Origin of the sequence: Desulfovibrio desulfuricans DSM 642 (assembly GCF_000420465.1) — a bacterium.
Lineage (GTDB): Bacteria > Desulfobacterota > Desulfovibrionia > Desulfovibrionales > Desulfovibrionaceae > Desulfovibrio > Desulfovibrio desulfuricans.
In genome coordinates this window covers 1-15,217 of the sequence record NZ_ATUZ01000014.1, presented here as the reverse complement: position 1 = coordinate 15,217, position 15,217 = coordinate 1, and the positions used below count along the sequence as shown (strand labels likewise).

The 15,217-nt window shown below is 59.5% G+C and carries 11 protein-coding genes; 7 read left to right on the top strand and 4 right to left on the bottom strand.

Annotated features, from left to right (window positions below; translation table 11 throughout):
• Nucleotides 1-37 precede the first annotated feature (37 nt).
• From G449_RS0108245 to G449_RS0108235, 3 genes are all read right to left on the bottom strand, one after another.
• On the bottom strand, nt 38-1,528 hold the full coding sequence (locus G449_RS0108245) for a flagellar hook protein FlgE (protein WP_022658835.1): 1,491 nt from the start codon (nt 1,526-1,528) through the stop codon (nt 38-40).
• A gap of 247 nt (nt 1,529-1,775) precedes the next feature.
• On the bottom strand, nt 1,776-2,195 hold the full coding sequence (locus tag G449_RS0108240; protein WP_022658834.1) for a rhodanese-like domain-containing protein: 420 nt from the start codon (nt 2,193-2,195) through the stop codon (nt 1,776-1,778).
• Nucleotides 2,196-2,247: 52 nt separating this feature from the next.
• Nucleotides 2,248-3,438, bottom strand: coding sequence for a pyridoxal phosphate-dependent aminotransferase (locus G449_RS0108235; RefSeq protein WP_022658833.1), 1,191 nt, complete (start codon nt 3,436-3,438; stop codon nt 2,248-2,250).
• A gap of 88 nt (nt 3,439-3,526) precedes the next feature.
• Here G449_RS0108235 and G449_RS0108230 point away from each other — a divergent pair, with 88 nt between their 5' ends.
• The gene (locus G449_RS0108230; protein ID WP_027180823.1) at nt 3,527-3,964 is read left to right on the top strand and encodes an MbtF; all 438 of its coding nucleotides are present in this window, start codon (nt 3,527-3,529) and stop codon (nt 3,962-3,964) included.
• Nucleotides 3,965-4,255: 291 nt separating this feature from the next.
• Here the strand turns inward: G449_RS0108230 and G449_RS0108225 are convergent, their stop codons facing one another.
• A complete protein-coding gene (locus G449_RS0108225; protein ID WP_022658831.1) occupies nt 4,256-6,046 on the bottom strand; it encodes a 3-phosphoshikimate 1-carboxyvinyltransferase in 1,791 nt (596 codons plus the stop codon).
• Nucleotides 6,047-6,538: 492 nt separating this feature from the next.
• Here G449_RS0108225 and aprB point away from each other — a divergent pair, with 492 nt between their 5' ends.
• The 6 genes from aprB to G449_RS0108195 all read left to right on the top strand — a co-directional run bounded on the left by aprB (nt 6,539) and on the right by G449_RS0108195 (nt 14,945).
• Entirely contained in the window at nt 6,539-7,027 is a 489-nt protein-coding gene (gene aprB, locus G449_RS0108220; RefSeq protein ID WP_022658830.1) for an adenylyl-sulfate reductase subunit beta, read from the top strand.
• Nucleotides 7,028-7,064: 37 nt separating this feature from the next.
• A complete protein-coding gene (gene aprA / locus G449_RS0108215) occupies nt 7,065-9,053 on the top strand; it encodes an adenylyl-sulfate reductase subunit alpha (RefSeq protein ID WP_022658829.1) in 1,989 nt (662 codons plus the stop codon).
• Between the two features lie 365 nt (nt 9,054-9,418).
• The gene (locus G449_RS0108210) at nt 9,419-10,654 is read left to right on the top strand and encodes a CoB--CoM heterodisulfide reductase iron-sulfur subunit A family protein (RefSeq protein WP_022658828.1); all 1,236 of its coding nucleotides are present in this window, start codon (nt 9,419-9,421) and stop codon (nt 10,652-10,654) included.
• Between the two features lie 5 nt (nt 10,655-10,659).
• Nucleotides 10,660-12,924 (top strand): FAD-dependent oxidoreductase, encoded by a 2,265-nt coding sequence (locus G449_RS0108205; protein WP_022658827.1) that lies wholly within the window; start codon nt 10,660-10,662, stop codon nt 12,922-12,924.
• Nucleotides 12,925-12,937: 13 nt separating this feature from the next.
• On the top strand, nt 12,938-14,119 hold the full coding sequence (qmoC, locus tag G449_RS0108200; protein ID WP_022658826.1) for a quinone-interacting membrane-bound oxidoreductase complex subunit QmoC: 1,182 nt from the start codon (nt 12,938-12,940) through the stop codon (nt 14,117-14,119).
• Between the two features lie 103 nt (nt 14,120-14,222).
• On the top strand, nt 14,223-14,945 hold the full coding sequence (locus G449_RS0108195; protein WP_022658825.1) for a hypothetical protein: 723 nt from the start codon (nt 14,223-14,225) through the stop codon (nt 14,943-14,945).
• Nucleotides 14,946-15,217 lie beyond the last annotated feature (272 nt).

Sequence of the window (15,217 nt, the reverse complement as noted above, 5' to 3'; positions counted from 1 at the left end):
AAATCATTACAGCCAGGGAAAGCCCGCATCCATGCTGTTATGAGCGTTTGAGTTCCATGGCCTTTTGCAGCATCTGGTCTGCCGTGGTCACAACCTTGCTGTTGGACTGAAAGCCGCGCTGGTTGACAATCATGTTGACCATTTCCTGGGACATGTCCACGTTGGAATGTTCAATGTTGTACGCGTTTATCTTGCCGTAGTTTTCCGTGCCGGCAACGCCCATTTCCATATTGCCGGAATCTTCTGTGGCGGAAAAGAGGTTGTTGCCCTCGCGGCGCAGACCGTCTTCGCTGGTGAAACGGCATACAGGAATCTGCCAGAGATCCATGCTTTCGTTGTTGGAAAACTTGCCTACAACCGTGCCGTCGGCAGAAATACTGATATTGTTCAGTGTGCCTTCAGCGTACCCATTCTGGGTTCTGGTGCGCGTCACGGGAGAGGAAGAGGTGTAGTTGGTTGTGGCGTCCGCTGCGCGGGTATAGGCGTTGCCCATACTTGCCAGCGCAGTGGGATCGGTACCCACGCTGGCGGCATTGCCAGGGCTGTTTTGCCAGCCGCTCTTGGCGGTAATGCCCAGGTTCACAGTGACAGGCGCACCGTTGACAGTCATCTGGGGTATGCCGTCCTTGGAGAGCGTGGCCGCGTTCCAGTCCGCAAGGTTTGTGCTGCCCGCAGTGGATGGGGTGTAGGCCGACATGCCGGTGAGTTCGCCCTTGGTGCTGAAGCTGAGGGTGCCCGCCATCAGGGGCTGGGCTGTGCCGCCTTTGGCATCGGCATCCGAGGCAATGAGGTACTCCACAGTGGTTCCGGACCCTGTGGATGGTGCGCCGTCAAAATAGATGGTGGCCGAGTGGGCCGTGCCATCGGCGCCGTATAGGGTAATGCTCTGCCCGTATCCGTAGCTGGAACTGCTCATGGGCGGATCATTGGCGGCATTATACTGGCCGACGAGGCTGAAATAGGGATTTGCAGGGTCACTGGTAGTGTCTTTGGACTGCCCCACATTAAACCGCATATCAACAGCCGTGGTGGCCTTGGCAGGCATCTTGGCGAATCTGTCAACTGTAACCTGCGCCAGACCGCCCTTGCTGCCGTCCTCTGCGTACTTGTAGCCCATAAGGGCCATGCCGGCAGGCGTGCGCCAAACTCCCTGATTGTCGGGGCGGAAGTCGCCCGCGCGGGTGTAATACTCCTGACCGGTTTTGTCCGTTACCTGAAAGAAGCCTTTGCCGCTGATGGCCATATCCGTAACGGTATTGGAAGACTCAAGAGCCCCCTGATTGTACCGTGTGAGTACTGCGTCCAGCTGTACGCCCTGACCTACCTGCCCGAGGGCAACCTTGGAGTCTGTCTGCGCATCCCACCAGTCGCCTATGGCCCCTTGCTGCGCGTAAAAAACGTCAGAGAACAGAGCGGTTTGCTGCTTGTACCCGATGGTGCTCACATTGGCGATGTTGTTTGAGATAACGTTCATGCCGCTACTCAACGTTTTCATGCCTGTGGCGCCGATAAACAATGACGAGTTCATGCTCTGCCTCCTGTGGGAGGGAATAATTTTCCCCTGCCCGGAAACGATGCCCCAAACGGCAAGACGTTTCTGTTGTGAAAGCGTCAGCCGCAGCGCCGTCCATATGTGCGGCGCGCCTTGCCTGCTGCGCGTTAGCCGCACATATGGACAGACAAAGAAAAAGGGCGGGAGGAAAAATCTTCCTCTCCGCCCTGAATAGAAGCAGAATCCGTGCCAGCCGTAACGCTGCCCGCGCCACTGCGGCGCACTATTTTTGCAGCGGCAGGCCTTGTTTCTGCCAGCCCGTGATGCCCTCATTCATGTGGAGGATACTGGTTATCCCTTCTTTTTCCATGGCGTCGTAGGCTCCGGCAGAGCGGTTGCCCGTGCGGCAATAGAGCAGCACGGGCTTGTCCTTGGGCAGGCCAAGTATCTGCGAATCAAAGGATGCGCCGAAGAAGTCCATGTTGACTGCGCCTGCAAGATGCCCCTCGCGGAATTCCGCCGGGGTGCGCACGTCAACAATGGTCAGCCCCTGTGGAGGATTCTGCAACAGGGTTGCGGCGTCCTTCACGCTGATATCCTTGGCGGAAACCTGAACGGCAGCCAGCAGGAGGAAGCATGCGAGCGCCGACATCAGACCGTAAAACCTGCCGTGCGATGGCGTTGCGGAGTGGGTGTGCGTCATTTCTGCTACCTGTAGTGGTTTTTGAGAACTGGGCCTTGGCCAGCCTGCGCTGCTATTTTACGGAGGCGCGGGCCTTGGCAAAGCCATCGGCAGCCTTGCGGATCACTTCTTCGCCCACGCAGAATGCCAGGCGGAAGTAGCCGGGGCAGCCAAAGCCGGAGCCGGGAACCGCCAGCACACGTTCTTCAACAAGCCTGTTCACAAAGGCCACATCGTCCCCGCCGGGAGCCTTGGGGAAGAAGTAGAACGCGCCTGCGGGCATCTGGAATTCATATCCGGCGTTCTTGAGCACCTCGGCCATGGCCTTGCGGCGGGCGGCGTAGACGTTCAGGTCAACCTGGCTGCCCAGGGCGGCGGCCATGATGTGCTGGCCCACTACGGGAGGGTTCACAAAGCCAAGAATACGGTTGGTGAGCGTGAGGGCGGCCATGAGCTCGGCCTTTTCGTGCAGCAGGGGCGAAACAGCGGCAAAACCCACGCGTTCGCCCGGCAGCGAAAGATTTTTGGAGAAAGAGCTGATGACCACGGCGTAAGGGTAGAGCGGCAGCACCGAAGGCACTTCCGCACCATCATAGGCAAGGAAGCGGTAAGGTTCATCGGCCACCAGCCAGATGGGCTTGCCGTATTCCTGGCTCTTGTTTTCCAGCAGTTCGGTCAGCGCCTTGAGGTCTTTGCGGCTGTAAATCACACCGGTGGGGTTGTTGGGCGAGTTGATGAGCACCACACGGGTTTTGGGGCTGATGGCTTCTTCAAGCGCGGCAAGGTCGGGCGCAAAGGTGTCGGCCTTGCTCATGACAGCGCGGAAGGTCCCGCCGTGGTTGGCTACATAAAAGCCGTATTCCACAAAGTAGGGGGCAAAGCCCAGCATTTCTTCGCCGGGATTGATTACCGCGCGCAAAAAGGCGTTGAGTACGCCGGCAGCGCCGCAGCCCAGCAGCACATCATTGGCGGTGAGTTCTACGCCCTGCTCCTTGCTGAGGTGGGCGGCCAGTTTTTCGCGCGCCCAGACAAAGCCGCCGTTGGGCATGTAGCCAAAAGCAAAAGGTTCGCCAGCGTGTTCGGTGAAGGAACGCAAACCGTCCACAACGGCGGGGGGGGCTGGCAGGTCGGGGTTGCCCAGGCTGAAGTCATAAACGTTGTCCGCGCCAAAACGGGCCTTGAGCTGGCCTCCGGCCTCGAACATGCGGCGGATCCACGAAGAGTGTTCCAGGTACCCCGTAACGCTGTCTGCAAGAATGGACATATACTGCTCCCACTGGTTGTTGTATTCGGCCTGACTATTGGTTATGCTTCCAAAAGCCGCATAAAGCAATTGTCATTTGGAGGCCCTGATGCGTTTTGAAATTTTAGGCAAAGCCCGGCGTGCGCTCTTCCCGGTGCTGTGCGCGGCAGCCCTGCTGCCCGCTTGCGCCTCCAAGGAGACGCAGGAAATTCCGGACGGCATGGCCGTTACCGTTACCTTGCGCGAAGTTCACCGCTGTTCCCGGATATCGCCTGAAATTCAGGTGGCACAGACCCCCGGCAGCACCGATTACTATGACGTGCGCCTGGTGGAATTTACCAGCGATGGCCAGGATCTGTTCCTTGGCGGTGGCGAGTGGAACAACGATGGCAGCGGCATTATCCCCGAGGGCGGCCTGACGCGCCACTATCGTGGCCCCTGCCCGCCCGCCGGACAGCCCCGAAACTATGCCTTTATTGTTTCGGCCATGAACCGGCAGAACATGCAGCCCCTTTCCGTGAGGCTGTTCCGCTTTACTCAGGAATAATCTTCGCAGCCGCGTTTTTTTGTCCGCAATTGCGGAGTGGGCATGGCGGCTCAAACGGAATTTCCGTCCCGTTGCAGATATGCTGCACGGGGCGGATTTTTTTGTCGTTGCACCGACGTTGCCGGACAGAAAATTTTTTCTGTGCCCGCATAGCATTGCGATAGCGCAGGGCAGAGGCTTGCCGCTGGGCTCCTGCCCTATGCAATGCCTGTGAGCCTGCGCTTGCCCTTGTAAACGCCAACAGGCGCTGGGGACGATATTTCGCCGCCAGCGCCTGTTGTTTATTCTTTTCTAATAGTCGTCTTCGTCTTTCAGTTCCGGCGGCACAGCCACTGCGCCGGTGATAATGCGGCGTCTGGGAGCGGCAGCCGGAGCTTCCGGCGCGGCCGAACGGCGCACTGCCGGTTCGGGCAGAGTATTGTACAGCGCCCAGAAGGGCGGGTACAGCCCGGTCATGATGCCAGGGTTGCCCAGCTTCTGATGGGGGCTTGCACAAGCAGCCAGTGCAAGGGCCATTGCCCATACCGGGTCAGGGGCATTCCAGCCCGTGCGCGGGCCAGATTGTTCTTTTTTGCACAATCTGCCGTTTTCATCCAAATCCAGACCCACAGCAGAAAGAAAACTTTCTACCGTTGCGCGGTCTGTGCCAGAGGGCAGGGCGGGCAGAACGGCCTTGTCGCCCCTAAGGGCTGCACAGGCGGCCAGAGCCACGGGCAGCGGGGCCCATACAGCGGGGAACCCGGCAGGCAGATCACCCTTAGCGTACTGTTTCAGGGGCGCAGCGGCGCGGGCGCAGACTTCTCCGCCGTTTTTGCCCGCTTCAAAGCGCAGGTCAAGGCCGAGCTGTTGCAAAAGATCCCAGCCAGCTTCAGCTGCGGGCAGGGCGGGCCACTGGCCGCCAAGCAGGGCTTCACCGCCGAGAGCCAGGGGCAGCGCCAGAAGAAAGAGCGCCAGTTCCGGCTCCATGCCAGCCTGAGGCAGGGCGGGCAGGCTGAGCGGGCCTGGGTTGACGCGCACCTTTGCGCCTTCCATCTGCACATCTGCGCCAGCTGCGCGCAGTATGGGCAGTATGCGGGCAACAATGAGCCTGTGCTCTGGGTGCGAGCCAAGATCAAGGGTGATTGCCCTTTCGTAGCCGGGAGCCGCCAGCAGGATGCCTTCGGCAAGTTCTGCGGGCACATCGGCAGGCAGTTTGACGGAATCAGGCAAAATGCCAGAGCACTCGAGGCGTGCGGGCATGCCGTCGCTCTTGGGCACCACATGCACGAGGCGCGCGCCCAGAGTGGGCAGGAAGTGCCGCACAGAAGAAAAGTCAGCCAGTTTCAGGCTTGCATCGCCAGTAAACTTGGCACGCGAGGGGCGGCCAAGATAGTGCCCCAGCAGCATGAAAAAGTTCCAGGCGCTGTCGCCCGTGTGGATAACCTTGTCAGATGCGCCAAGCGGAGCAGCCGGGCGGGCGGAAACGCCTTCATCCTCGCGGGTCAGCGAGGCGCCTGCCTGATTGAGCATTTTGACGCAGTCCACAATGGGATCATTCATGAGGCAGGGCGCGATATGCAGGGGCTGGCCTGTGGCTGCGGCCAGCATCAGCCATGCGCGCGTGGCCCGGCAGGCCAGAGGTGCAGGCATGTGCAGGCGCACGTGCTTGGCTGGCGGCGCAAGGTTAAAGGCCGTGCGCGGCGGTTCCTTCGTTGCCGCGCCGCCGAGTTCGCCGCCTTCATCCGCGCCGTCAGCGCGGGCAGAGGCGGGACGGGGCTGAAATTCCACTTCCTGCATGAGCGAAAAAAAGTGGCCGGAAAGGCGCGCATCTCGGCTGATGTGGGAAACGGAGGCTTCCCACGATTCACGGATGGTTTTTTCTTCCGTGGAGTCAAGCCGGGGTTTGTCGCCGCGCATGCGGACAAGAATATTATTGCGGCGGAGCAGCAGCCGCAGAATGTCACGGTCGATCTCGCAAACCACTTCGCGCAGCGGCTTGCGGGCGCGCGCGTCGCCGGTTTCGTGTCCGTTACGGGGGCCGCGCGGGGCGCGCTGGCCCCGTGCTTCGCGGGGAGCGCGGGAATCGTTGGAATTGTCGGTCATGCCTTGTCCTGTACTGATAATGAAATTTGGATAGGAGGGGTCCGCCCGTGGCGCAGCATTGAAAAAACAACAGGTTGCCGACTCATGGCTCGTTTTGCCGCGGGGGCTTCCCTTATCTGCCCAAGCGTGTTAGCTTGAAATGACTTCTCTTGCAAGGGTTGCGCATTGGGTAGCCCAGCGTGGCATGATCCGTTAACTTTTGAAATGGTTGTGACGCAAGAGTGGCGAAAATGCGAAATAGATTTTTTTTCACAAGGCAATCAACATTTTGAATTTGCTGTAAATCCACATGACGTCTCTGTGAAGTTTCCACGAATTTTTGCAGAGGGGGGTTGACTCAAAGGCTAAGTGCTTGTTACTAATTGCGCAAGCCATACGCCCAACCTTCGTTGTGGAGGCGCTCGGCTAACCCCGGCGTGACGGATTTGCCGCGCGCCTCGCCGAACCCGGCGGGTTTTTCTGAAACACTTTTAAAAGAGTTGGAGGATACGTATGCCGACGTTTGTCGATCCGTCCAAGTGCGACGGCTGCAAGGGTGGCGAAAAGACGGCCTGCATGTACATTTGCCCCAATGACCTCATGATTCTTGATTCTGAGGAAATGAAGGCATACAACCAGGAACCCGATGCCTGCTGGGAATGCTATTCCTGCGTTAAGATCTGCCCCCAGGGCGCCATTACGGCCCGTCCCTATGCAGACTTTGCCCCCATGGGCGGGACCTGTATCCCCATGCGTTCGGCTGACTCCATCATGTGGACCGTCAAGTTCCGCAATGGCAACGTGAAACGCTTCAAGTTCCCCATCCGCACTACGCCGGAAGGTTCCATCAAGCCCTTTGAAGGTCATCCCGAAGGCGCCAACATCGAAGATGAACTGCTGTTCACCGAAACTGCCCTGGTCGCTCCCAAGACCGCCCTTGGCAAGAAGTTCGATGTTAAGGACGCTAACAAGACCTTCACCTGCATGGAACACGGCCGCTAGGCTATTGCAACCGCTAGTGCGATAAGGAGAAACAATTATGCCAATGATTCCCGTCAAGGAAGCGACGAAGGGTGTGGCCATTGCCGAGCCTGAAGTTAAGGAACATGCTGTTGACCTGCTGATCGTGGGCGGCGGCATGGGCTCCTGCGGCACCGCTTTTGAAGCAGTGCGCTGGGGTGACAAGCACGGCCTGAAGATCATGCTGGTCGACAAGGCCACCCTCGAGCGCTCCGGCGCCGTGGCCCAGGGTCTTTCCGCCATCAACACCTACCTGGGTGAAAACGACGCCGACGACTACGTCCGCATGGTCCGCACCGACCTTATGGGCCTGGTTCGCGAAGACCTTATCTTCGACGTAGGCCGTCACGTTGACGACTCCGTGCATCTGTTTGAAGATTGGGGCCTTCCCTGCTGGATCAAGGGCGAAGACGGCCACAACCTGAACGGCGCTGCCGCCAAGGCTGCTGGCAAGAGCCTGCGCAAGGGCGATGCCCCTGTGCGTTCCGGCCGCTGGCAGATCATGATCAACGGTGAATCCTACAAGTGCATCGTGGCCGAAGCTGCCAAGAATGCCCTGGGTGAAGACCGCATCATGGAACGTATCTTCATCGTGAAGCTGCTTCTCGATAAGAACACCCCCAACCGCATCGCCGGCGCCGTGGGCTTCAACCTGCGCGCCAACGAAGTGCACATCTTCAAAGCCAACACCATCATGGTGGCCGCTGGCGGTGCCGTTAACGTGTACCGTCCCCGCTCCACCGGTGAAGGCATGGGCCGTGCATGGTATCCTGTGTGGAACGCTGGTTCTACCTACACCATGTGCGCTCAGGTTGGCGCTGAAATGACCATGATGGAAAACCGCTTCGTGCCCGCCCGCTTCAAGGACGGTTACGGCCCCGTGGGTGCGTGGTTCCTCCTGTTCAAGGCCAAAGCCACCAACTCCAAGGGTGAAGATTATTGCGCCACCAACCGCGCCATGCTGAAGCCTTACGAAGATCGCGGCTACGCCAAGGGCCATGTCATTCCGACCTGCCTGCGTAACCACATGATGCTTCGTGAAATGCGCGAAGGCCGCGGCCCCATCTACATGGACACCAAGAGCGCCCTGCAGAACACCTTCGCGACCCTGAACGAAGAACAGCAGAAGGATCTTGAATCCGAAGCTTGGGAAGACTTCCTCGACATGTGCGTTGGCCAGGCCAACCTTTGGGCCTGCACCAACACCGCGCCTGAAGAACGTGGTTCCGAAATCATGCCCACCGAACCCTACCTGCTCGGCTCCCACTCCGGTTGCTGCGGCATCTGGGTTTCCGGTCCCGACGAAGCTTGGGTGCCCGAAGACTACAAAGTGCGCGCTGCCAACGGCAAGGTCTACAACCGCATGACCACCGTTGAAGGCCTCTTTACCTGCGCCGACGGCGTGGGCGCTTCCGGCCACAAGTTCTCCTCCGGTTCGCATGCTGAAGGCCGCATGGCTGGCAAGCAGATGGTCCGCTGGTGCCTTGATCACAAGGACTTCAAGCCTGAGTTCGCTGAAACCGCCGAAGAACTGAAGAAGGCCGTTTACCGTCCCTTCTACAACTTCGAAGAAGGCAAGGCCGCTTCGACCGACCCCGTGGTGAACCCGAACTACATCACGCCCAAGAACTTCATGATGCGTCTCGTGAAGTGCACCGACGAATACGGCGGTGGCGTGAGCACGTACTACACCACCTCCAAGGCGCTGCTTGACACCGGCTTCAACCTGCTCGCCATGATGGAAGAAGACTCCTTCAAGCTGGCCGCTCGTGACCTGCACGAACTGCTGCGCTGCTGGGAAAACTACCATCGTCTGTGGACGGTGCGTCTGCACATGCAGCACATCTCCTTCCGTGAAGAATCCCGCTACCCCGGCTTCTACTACCGTGCGGACTTCATGGGCCTGGACGACGACGCTTGGAAGTGCTTCGTGAACTCGAAGTACAATCCCGCCACCGGCGAGACCAAGATCTTCAAGAAGCCCTACTACCAGATCATCCCCGACTAGTCGGCGGCACTGATGCCAAATGGGGGCGGCCGCAAGGCCGCCCCCTCTGCTGCAAGCTCTGGCTTACAAGGCTTGCGGCGGCGAAAAACGCGTGCCGGCGGCGGGCAACTCCCTGCCGGAAAAAGAGCGGTTTTTCGTGCCAGCCTGTTGGTGTGCCGATTGTTTGGGCATAGGTGCGCAGCACAAGGCAAATGTTCGGCAAGGGGATGACCGGCAGCAGGCCCCCCTTTGTCGGCGGGCGTGGTGCGGGCAGTTTTGTGCGCTGGCGCTCGCAGAGGTCGGCCACGGGGCCGCTCCTTTTTTTTCGCGGCGGGAGTCCGTTTCCTTCTTCAGCCGCTATGCAACAACGCAGGAGGATATCCAGGATGTCCAATGCCATTCTCGTCGTGGGCGGCGGCTTTGCAGGCCTCACAGCCGCCATTGAAGCGGCGGAACTGGGCCACGACGTCTTTATCGTCGAAAAGTCGCCCTGGCTTGGTGGGCGCGTGGCTCAGCTCAATAAGTATTTTCCAAAACTTTGTCCCCCCTCCTGCGGCTTGGAAATTCAGTTCCAGCGCATCAGGAACAACCCGCGCATCAAATTTTTCACCCAGGCCGAAGTAGTCGGGTTTATGGGCGTAAAGGGCGATTACAAGGTGAAGGTGCGCATCAGCCCCCGTCACACCGCCCCGCACAACATCGATTTCAGCCTGCTGGCCTCCAGCCTGACCGGCGAAGTGGAAAGCGAATTCGAGCTTGGTCTTGCCACGCGCAAGGCCCTGCACAAGGATATGCCTTTCGCCTTCCCCAGCCGCTACACGCTTGACCTTGATGCGCTTTCCAAGTCTGACAGCGCACGGGTTGCCGGGGCCAAGTTCCTTGATGTGAATGAACCGCAGCGCGAGCTTGATCTCAATGTCGGCGCTGTAGTCGTTGCCACAGGCTGGAAGCCCTATGATGTTACACGGTTGACCAATCTTGGCGCGGGCAACGTGAAAAACTGCGTGTCCAACATGCAGCTTGAACGCCTTGCTTCGCCCTTTGGCCCCACCGGTGGCCGCATTGTCCGTCCTTCCGACGGCCGTGCTCCCCACCAGGTCGCCTTTGTGCAGTGCGCTGGTTCCCGCGACCAGAACCACCTGAACTACTGCTCCTACATCTGCTGTATGGCCACGCTCAAACAGTGCCTGTACATTGCAGAGCAGAATCCTGACACGCAGATTACGGTGTACTACATCGACCTGCGCGCCCCGGGCCGCTATGTGAAGGTGCTGGAAAAGGTCAAGGCGCTGCCCAACGTGAAGTTCGTCAAGGGCAAGGTTGCCAACGCCGTGCAGGCTGAGGGCAACAGGGTGCGCATTACGGCTGAAGACGCCGTGCGCGGTGAAAAAATGACCCTTGATTATGATCTTGTTGTGCTGGCCACGGGCATGCAGCCCTCGCTGGCTGGCGAAAATGCGCCCCTGCCCCTGCCGCTGGACGAAGACGGCTTTATCGCGGGCGGAGAAGAGGCCGGCATTTTCGCCGCTGGTTGCGCGCGCATGCCCCTTGATGTGATGCGCTCGGCGCAGTCCGGCACAGCCGCCGCCCTGAAGGCGGTACAAACGGTGAAAGGGAGGTAGGCGGCATGTCGGGTAAAATTGGCGTCTATTTTGACCAGCAGAACATTGGCGGCGGGCTTGATCTGACCGCTCTGGCCGAACAGACGAGCCAGAAGTGGGGCAGTCTTGTGCCCGTGGTCAAGGTCGTTCCTGTGCTGGCCCTGGCCGTGAGCGAAATCAAGGCCGACATCGAAGCGCAGGGGCTGGACGGCGTGCTGCTGTGCGGCGCTTCCCCCCGCGTGGATGCGGACATCTACCGCCTGCCTGTGCAGGTGGAACACGTAAACCTGCGCGAACAGTGCGTGCAGGCCTATAAAAATCCTGACCATACTCCCGTGGACACGGCCAACGGCGCGCCCGAGTTGCTGGCGATCATGGCCCGCGACTATGTGAACATGGGCGTGGTCAAGCTGCAAAAGAGCGAAGTGCCCGATTCTGCCGCCATTACCGGTGTGCCGAGGGTGCTCGTTATCGGTGGCGGCTGGACGGGCCTTACCGCTGCAGCGGAAGCTGCTGAAACCGGCTACGAAGTTGTGCTCGTTGAAAAAGCCGAAAAGCTTGGCGGCGCTGCCAACAACATCCCCATGGGTTCGCCCCTGGCCTCCCCGTGGACGGACAAACAGCCCACCAACGTGGCCGACAAGGCAAGCAAGGTACTCGGCAACAGCAAGATCACCGTGCACTTGAATACCCGCATGGAAAAGCTGGAAGGCCAGCCCGGCGAGTTCAAGGCCACTTTTGCCACTCCCTCAGGTTCGCAGACTATTGAAGTGGGCGCTGTGGTGCTGGCTACCGGTTGGGTGCCGCTTGATCAGAAATACCTTGCCTCCATGGGCCTTGGGCAGAGCACCAAGGTTGTGGACGCCGCCACCTTCGGCAAAATGCTGGTGGCCGATCAGGTGAACGCCCGCCGCATAGCCTTTGTGCTTGACACCACCATGGCTGAAGAGGCCGTGCGCAAGGCTGCTGAAGAAGCCGAAGCCGCTCCTGAAGCCGCCGAAGCTGCCAAGCCTGCGGAAGGCGAAGAAAAAGGCTTTGTAAAAGCCAACCTCGAAAGCTTCCGCCATGTTGCGTATTCCAACGCGGTCAACAGCGTGGGCATGCTCCGCCTTGCCAACACGGTCTGCGAAAAGACCAACGACACCTGTCAGACCTTTATCCTGTATAAGGACATGACCGTTCCCGGTATCCTTGAACGCTTCTACAAGAAGATGCAGGATCGCCTGGGCGTCATGATGACCAAGGCCGACGTGACCGACATCCGCGAAGCTGGCGACCACATGGTTGTGAGCTGCAAAAATACCCTGCTGGGTATGGATTTTGATCTGGATGTGGATCTGGTTGTGCTGCCCACGGGCCTCGTTCCCACCACAGCCAAGGACGTGACAGTCTACTTTGACTATCGCCAGGGCCCGGACTTCCCGGATCTGAACCTGTTCGATGGTTTTGCGGATTCCAACTACATCTGCTTCCCCTACGAAACGCGCCGCACCGGCGTGTACGCAGCGGGTTGCGTGCGTCAGCCCCTGACCATGGACGCCTGCGAAGAAGACGCCAAGGGCGCGGTGCTCAAGGCCATGCAGTGCATTGAAGCCGCCAGCCACGGTGTTGCCGTGCATCCCCGTTCGGGCGACCTTTCTTACCCCGTGTTCAACTTTGTGCGTTGCACCCAGTGCAAGCGCTGCACGGAAGAATGCCCCTTCGGCGCTCTGGACGACGACGAAAAGGGAACGCCCAAGCCCAATCCGGCACGTTGCCGCCGCTGCGGCACCTGCTTTGGCGCTTGCCCGGAACGCGTTATCTCCTTCGCCAACTACAATATCGACCAGATCGGCTCCATGATCCGCGAAGTGCAGGTGCCCAAGGACTTCAAAGCCGATGGCCCCCGCGTGCTGATTCTGGCCTGCGAAAACGACGCCTACCCGGCGCTCGATATGGCCGGTGCCCGCAACAAGCCCTGGAGCCCCTACTGCCGCATCATTCCGGTGCGCTGCCTTGGCTCGGTCAACGCCATCTGGGTGTCTGACGCCATGAGCAAGGGCTACGACGGCGTCATGCTGCTGGGCTGCAAATATGGCGATGACTACCAGTGCCACTTTGTGAAGGGCTCTGAAATCTGCTCCCGCCGCAAGGAAAACATTGCCGAGACGCTCAACCGCCTTGGCGTGCAGCCCGAACGCGTGGAACAGCTTGAAGTGGCCATTGACGAATACGACAAGGTTCCCGACCTGATCGACGGCTTTGTTGACCGCATCATGGCCATGGGCCCCAACCCGTTCAAGGGCATGTAGGAGGATGGCAGCAATGGCACAATGTACAATCAAACCTGATATGGAGTTTGTCAGGGCGCTGGAAGAATCTGGGGGAGAATCCCTCAAGAAGTGCTACCAGTGCGCCACCTGCTCCGTGGCCTGCCCTCTCGCTCCGGCCAATGCGCCTTATCCGCGCAAAGAAATGGTCTGGGCTTCCTGGGGCCTTAAAGACAAGCTGCGCGCCGACGTTGACCTGTGGCTCTGCCACAACTGCGGCAACTGCTCCGACCTTTGCCCGCGCGGCGCCAAGCCTGCGGACCTCATGGGCGCAGCGCGCAACGTCATTTACCGCGAACTGACCGAACCCACCTGCGTGGGCAAGCTCATGAGCAAGCCTGCTGGCCTGCCCGTGCTCTTCGCCATCCCGGCTGTGTTGTGGCTCTTTGTGTGGTGGATCCGCGCCGGTTTCAACGGCGGTCAGTGGTTCCCCCGCGCTGCCGATGGCCGCATTGTTTTTGGTCAGATTTTTTACGGCGACTACACCATCGACCCCATTTTCATGCTTACCTTCTTTGGCGCGGCCTTGATCATCGCCAGGGGCGTCATGAAACTGTGGGGCATGTTCAAGCCTGAAGGCTCACTGGCCGTCATTGGCAAGAAAAAGTGCTGGGTCTGGCATTTGTGGGACGTGCTGTGGGATGAAGTCATCACCCACCGCAAGTTTGACGACTGCGAAGACGGCCCCGCCACCGGCACGGAAACCCCCAACCGTAAGTTCGGCCACATGCTGCTGGTTTACAGCTTCGCCATTCTGGCCTTTGTTACGGCGGTTGTGGCTGTTGGCCACTGGGGCGGCAAGGTTATTCCGCTCATCCACATTGAAACGCCCATGCCGCTGCTCTTCCCGGTGAAGATTCTGGCCAACCTGGGCGCGCTCATGCTGCTGGCCGGTCTTGCCATCCTGACTGTCCGCCGCGTGATGCTCAACCCCAAGTTCCAGGGTTCAAGCTGGCACGACTGGTATCTGCTGGGCATCATCTGGCTGGTGGCCGTCACCGGTGTGCTGTCGCAGTGCTTCCGCCTGGCGGACGTCATTGTGCCCGCTTTCCTGGTGTACTACCTGCACCTGGTATTTGTGTGGATGCTTTTCGCTTACCTGCCCTGGTCTAAGCTTGGCCACTTCGTGTACCGCACGGCGGCCCTGGTTTACGCCCGCATGTACGGCAGAAGCTAACGGCGTTGGCCCCTGGCCTTGCGCCGGGGGTCGCCCTTGAGGATGCGCACAGTTCCCCGTGAGCTTTTCTGAAAAAAATACGATCTCCGAGGAGGAGGCCGCCATGTCCGATACATCTCGTAAGGTTTTTCCCGTGGAGTCCGTGCTTGCCCTGGTTGTGGGCAAGGAGGGCGTAGACGTCAAGGAAATCGCCGGTTTTGTTGCCGGTCGTTCCGTTGCCTGTGATACCTGCGCCAAGGCCGTTGGCCCCTTTGCCGCCGCATGGCTGGCCCGCTGGTACCCCAAGTTTGCCGACCTGAACTGGGTTGAAGGCCAGTCCTGGGACGCTTTTGTCAACACGGGCCGCAGCGCCCTTGGCGACAATGTTTCCCTCACCTGCATGGACGGCCTGACCAAGGCCCTGTGCGACAAGGTGCTGAACTACCTTGGCGAAACCTACGCCAGCATGGCTGCTCAGACCGCCGCCGCCGTGGCCCTTGAAGACCGCGTGCGCGCTCTGGAACCCGCTGAAGCCCGCGCTGCCGCTCTTTCCAAGAAAGTTGATGAGCTTGAAGCCAAAATCAAGACCATGAACACCGATATGGGCGGGCTGCGCAAGCAGGTTGCCGAATTCCAGGGCAAGGTCGCCATCAACCATGACGAACTGATGATGAACATCAAGGACGCCATCAAGGACGGCCTGAAAGGCATGGTTGTGGGCGGCGTTGCCGCTGGCGCTGCCGCCGCTGCCGGTGATGAAGCTGCTCCTGCGGCTGAAGAAAGCGCCGTGCCGGATGATTTCGGCTTCGGTACTTCCGGCGCCAACAACGACGGCTTCGGCTTCTAAAGTAAAGATTGCCTGTGAGAGGTTTTGGGGCCTTGCCCCGAACCCTCAGACAAATAAAAACCCCGCCATTGGCGGGTTTTTTATTTGTCTGCAGTACTTAATACCCGGAGCGTGTGAGTCGTGCTGGCGGAGGGGTGCGTCTGCGCCCTCTGCCATAACAGTCACAGAGCAACCTTTGGCAGCGCTCCTTTATACCCTGCGCGCCGGGCGCATCTGCTACCAGCGTTCGGGCATGGAGTGGGGCGGCAGCGAATTTTCCGGCTGGTCGCCAA

Coding starts and splice junctions, on each gene's coding strand:
- G449_RS0108195 (WP_022658825.1), top strand. CDS start 14,223: ATGTCCGATACATCTCGTAAGGTTTTTCCCGTGGAGTCCGTGCTTGCC.
- G449_RS0108245 (WP_022658835.1), bottom strand. CDS start 1,528: ATGAACTCGTCATTGTTTATCGGCGCCACAGGCATGAAAACGTTGAGT.
- G449_RS0108230 (WP_027180823.1), top strand. CDS start 3,527: ATGCGTTTTGAAATTTTAGGCAAAGCCCGGCGTGCGCTCTTCCCGGTG.
- G449_RS0108235 (WP_022658833.1), bottom strand. CDS start 3,438: ATGTCCATTCTTGCAGACAGCGTTACGGGGTACCTGGAACACTCTTCG.
- aprA (WP_022658829.1), top strand. CDS start 7,065: ATGCCAATGATTCCCGTCAAGGAAGCGACGAAGGGTGTGGCCATTGCC.
- qmoC (WP_022658826.1), top strand. CDS start 12,938: ATGGCACAATGTACAATCAAACCTGATATGGAGTTTGTCAGGGCGCTG.
- G449_RS0108225 (WP_022658831.1), bottom strand. CDS start 6,046: ATGACCGACAATTCCAACGATTCCCGCGCTCCCCGCGAAGCACGGGGC.
- G449_RS0108205 (WP_022658827.1), top strand. CDS start 10,660: ATGTCGGGTAAAATTGGCGTCTATTTTGACCAGCAGAACATTGGCGGC.
- G449_RS0108240 (WP_022658834.1), bottom strand. CDS start 2,195: ATGACGCACACCCACTCCGCAACGCCATCGCACGGCAGGTTTTACGGT.
- G449_RS0108210 (WP_022658828.1), top strand. CDS start 9,419: ATGTCCAATGCCATTCTCGTCGTGGGCGGCGGCTTTGCAGGCCTCACA.
- aprB (WP_022658830.1), top strand. CDS start 6,539: ATGCCGACGTTTGTCGATCCGTCCAAGTGCGACGGCTGCAAGGGTGGC.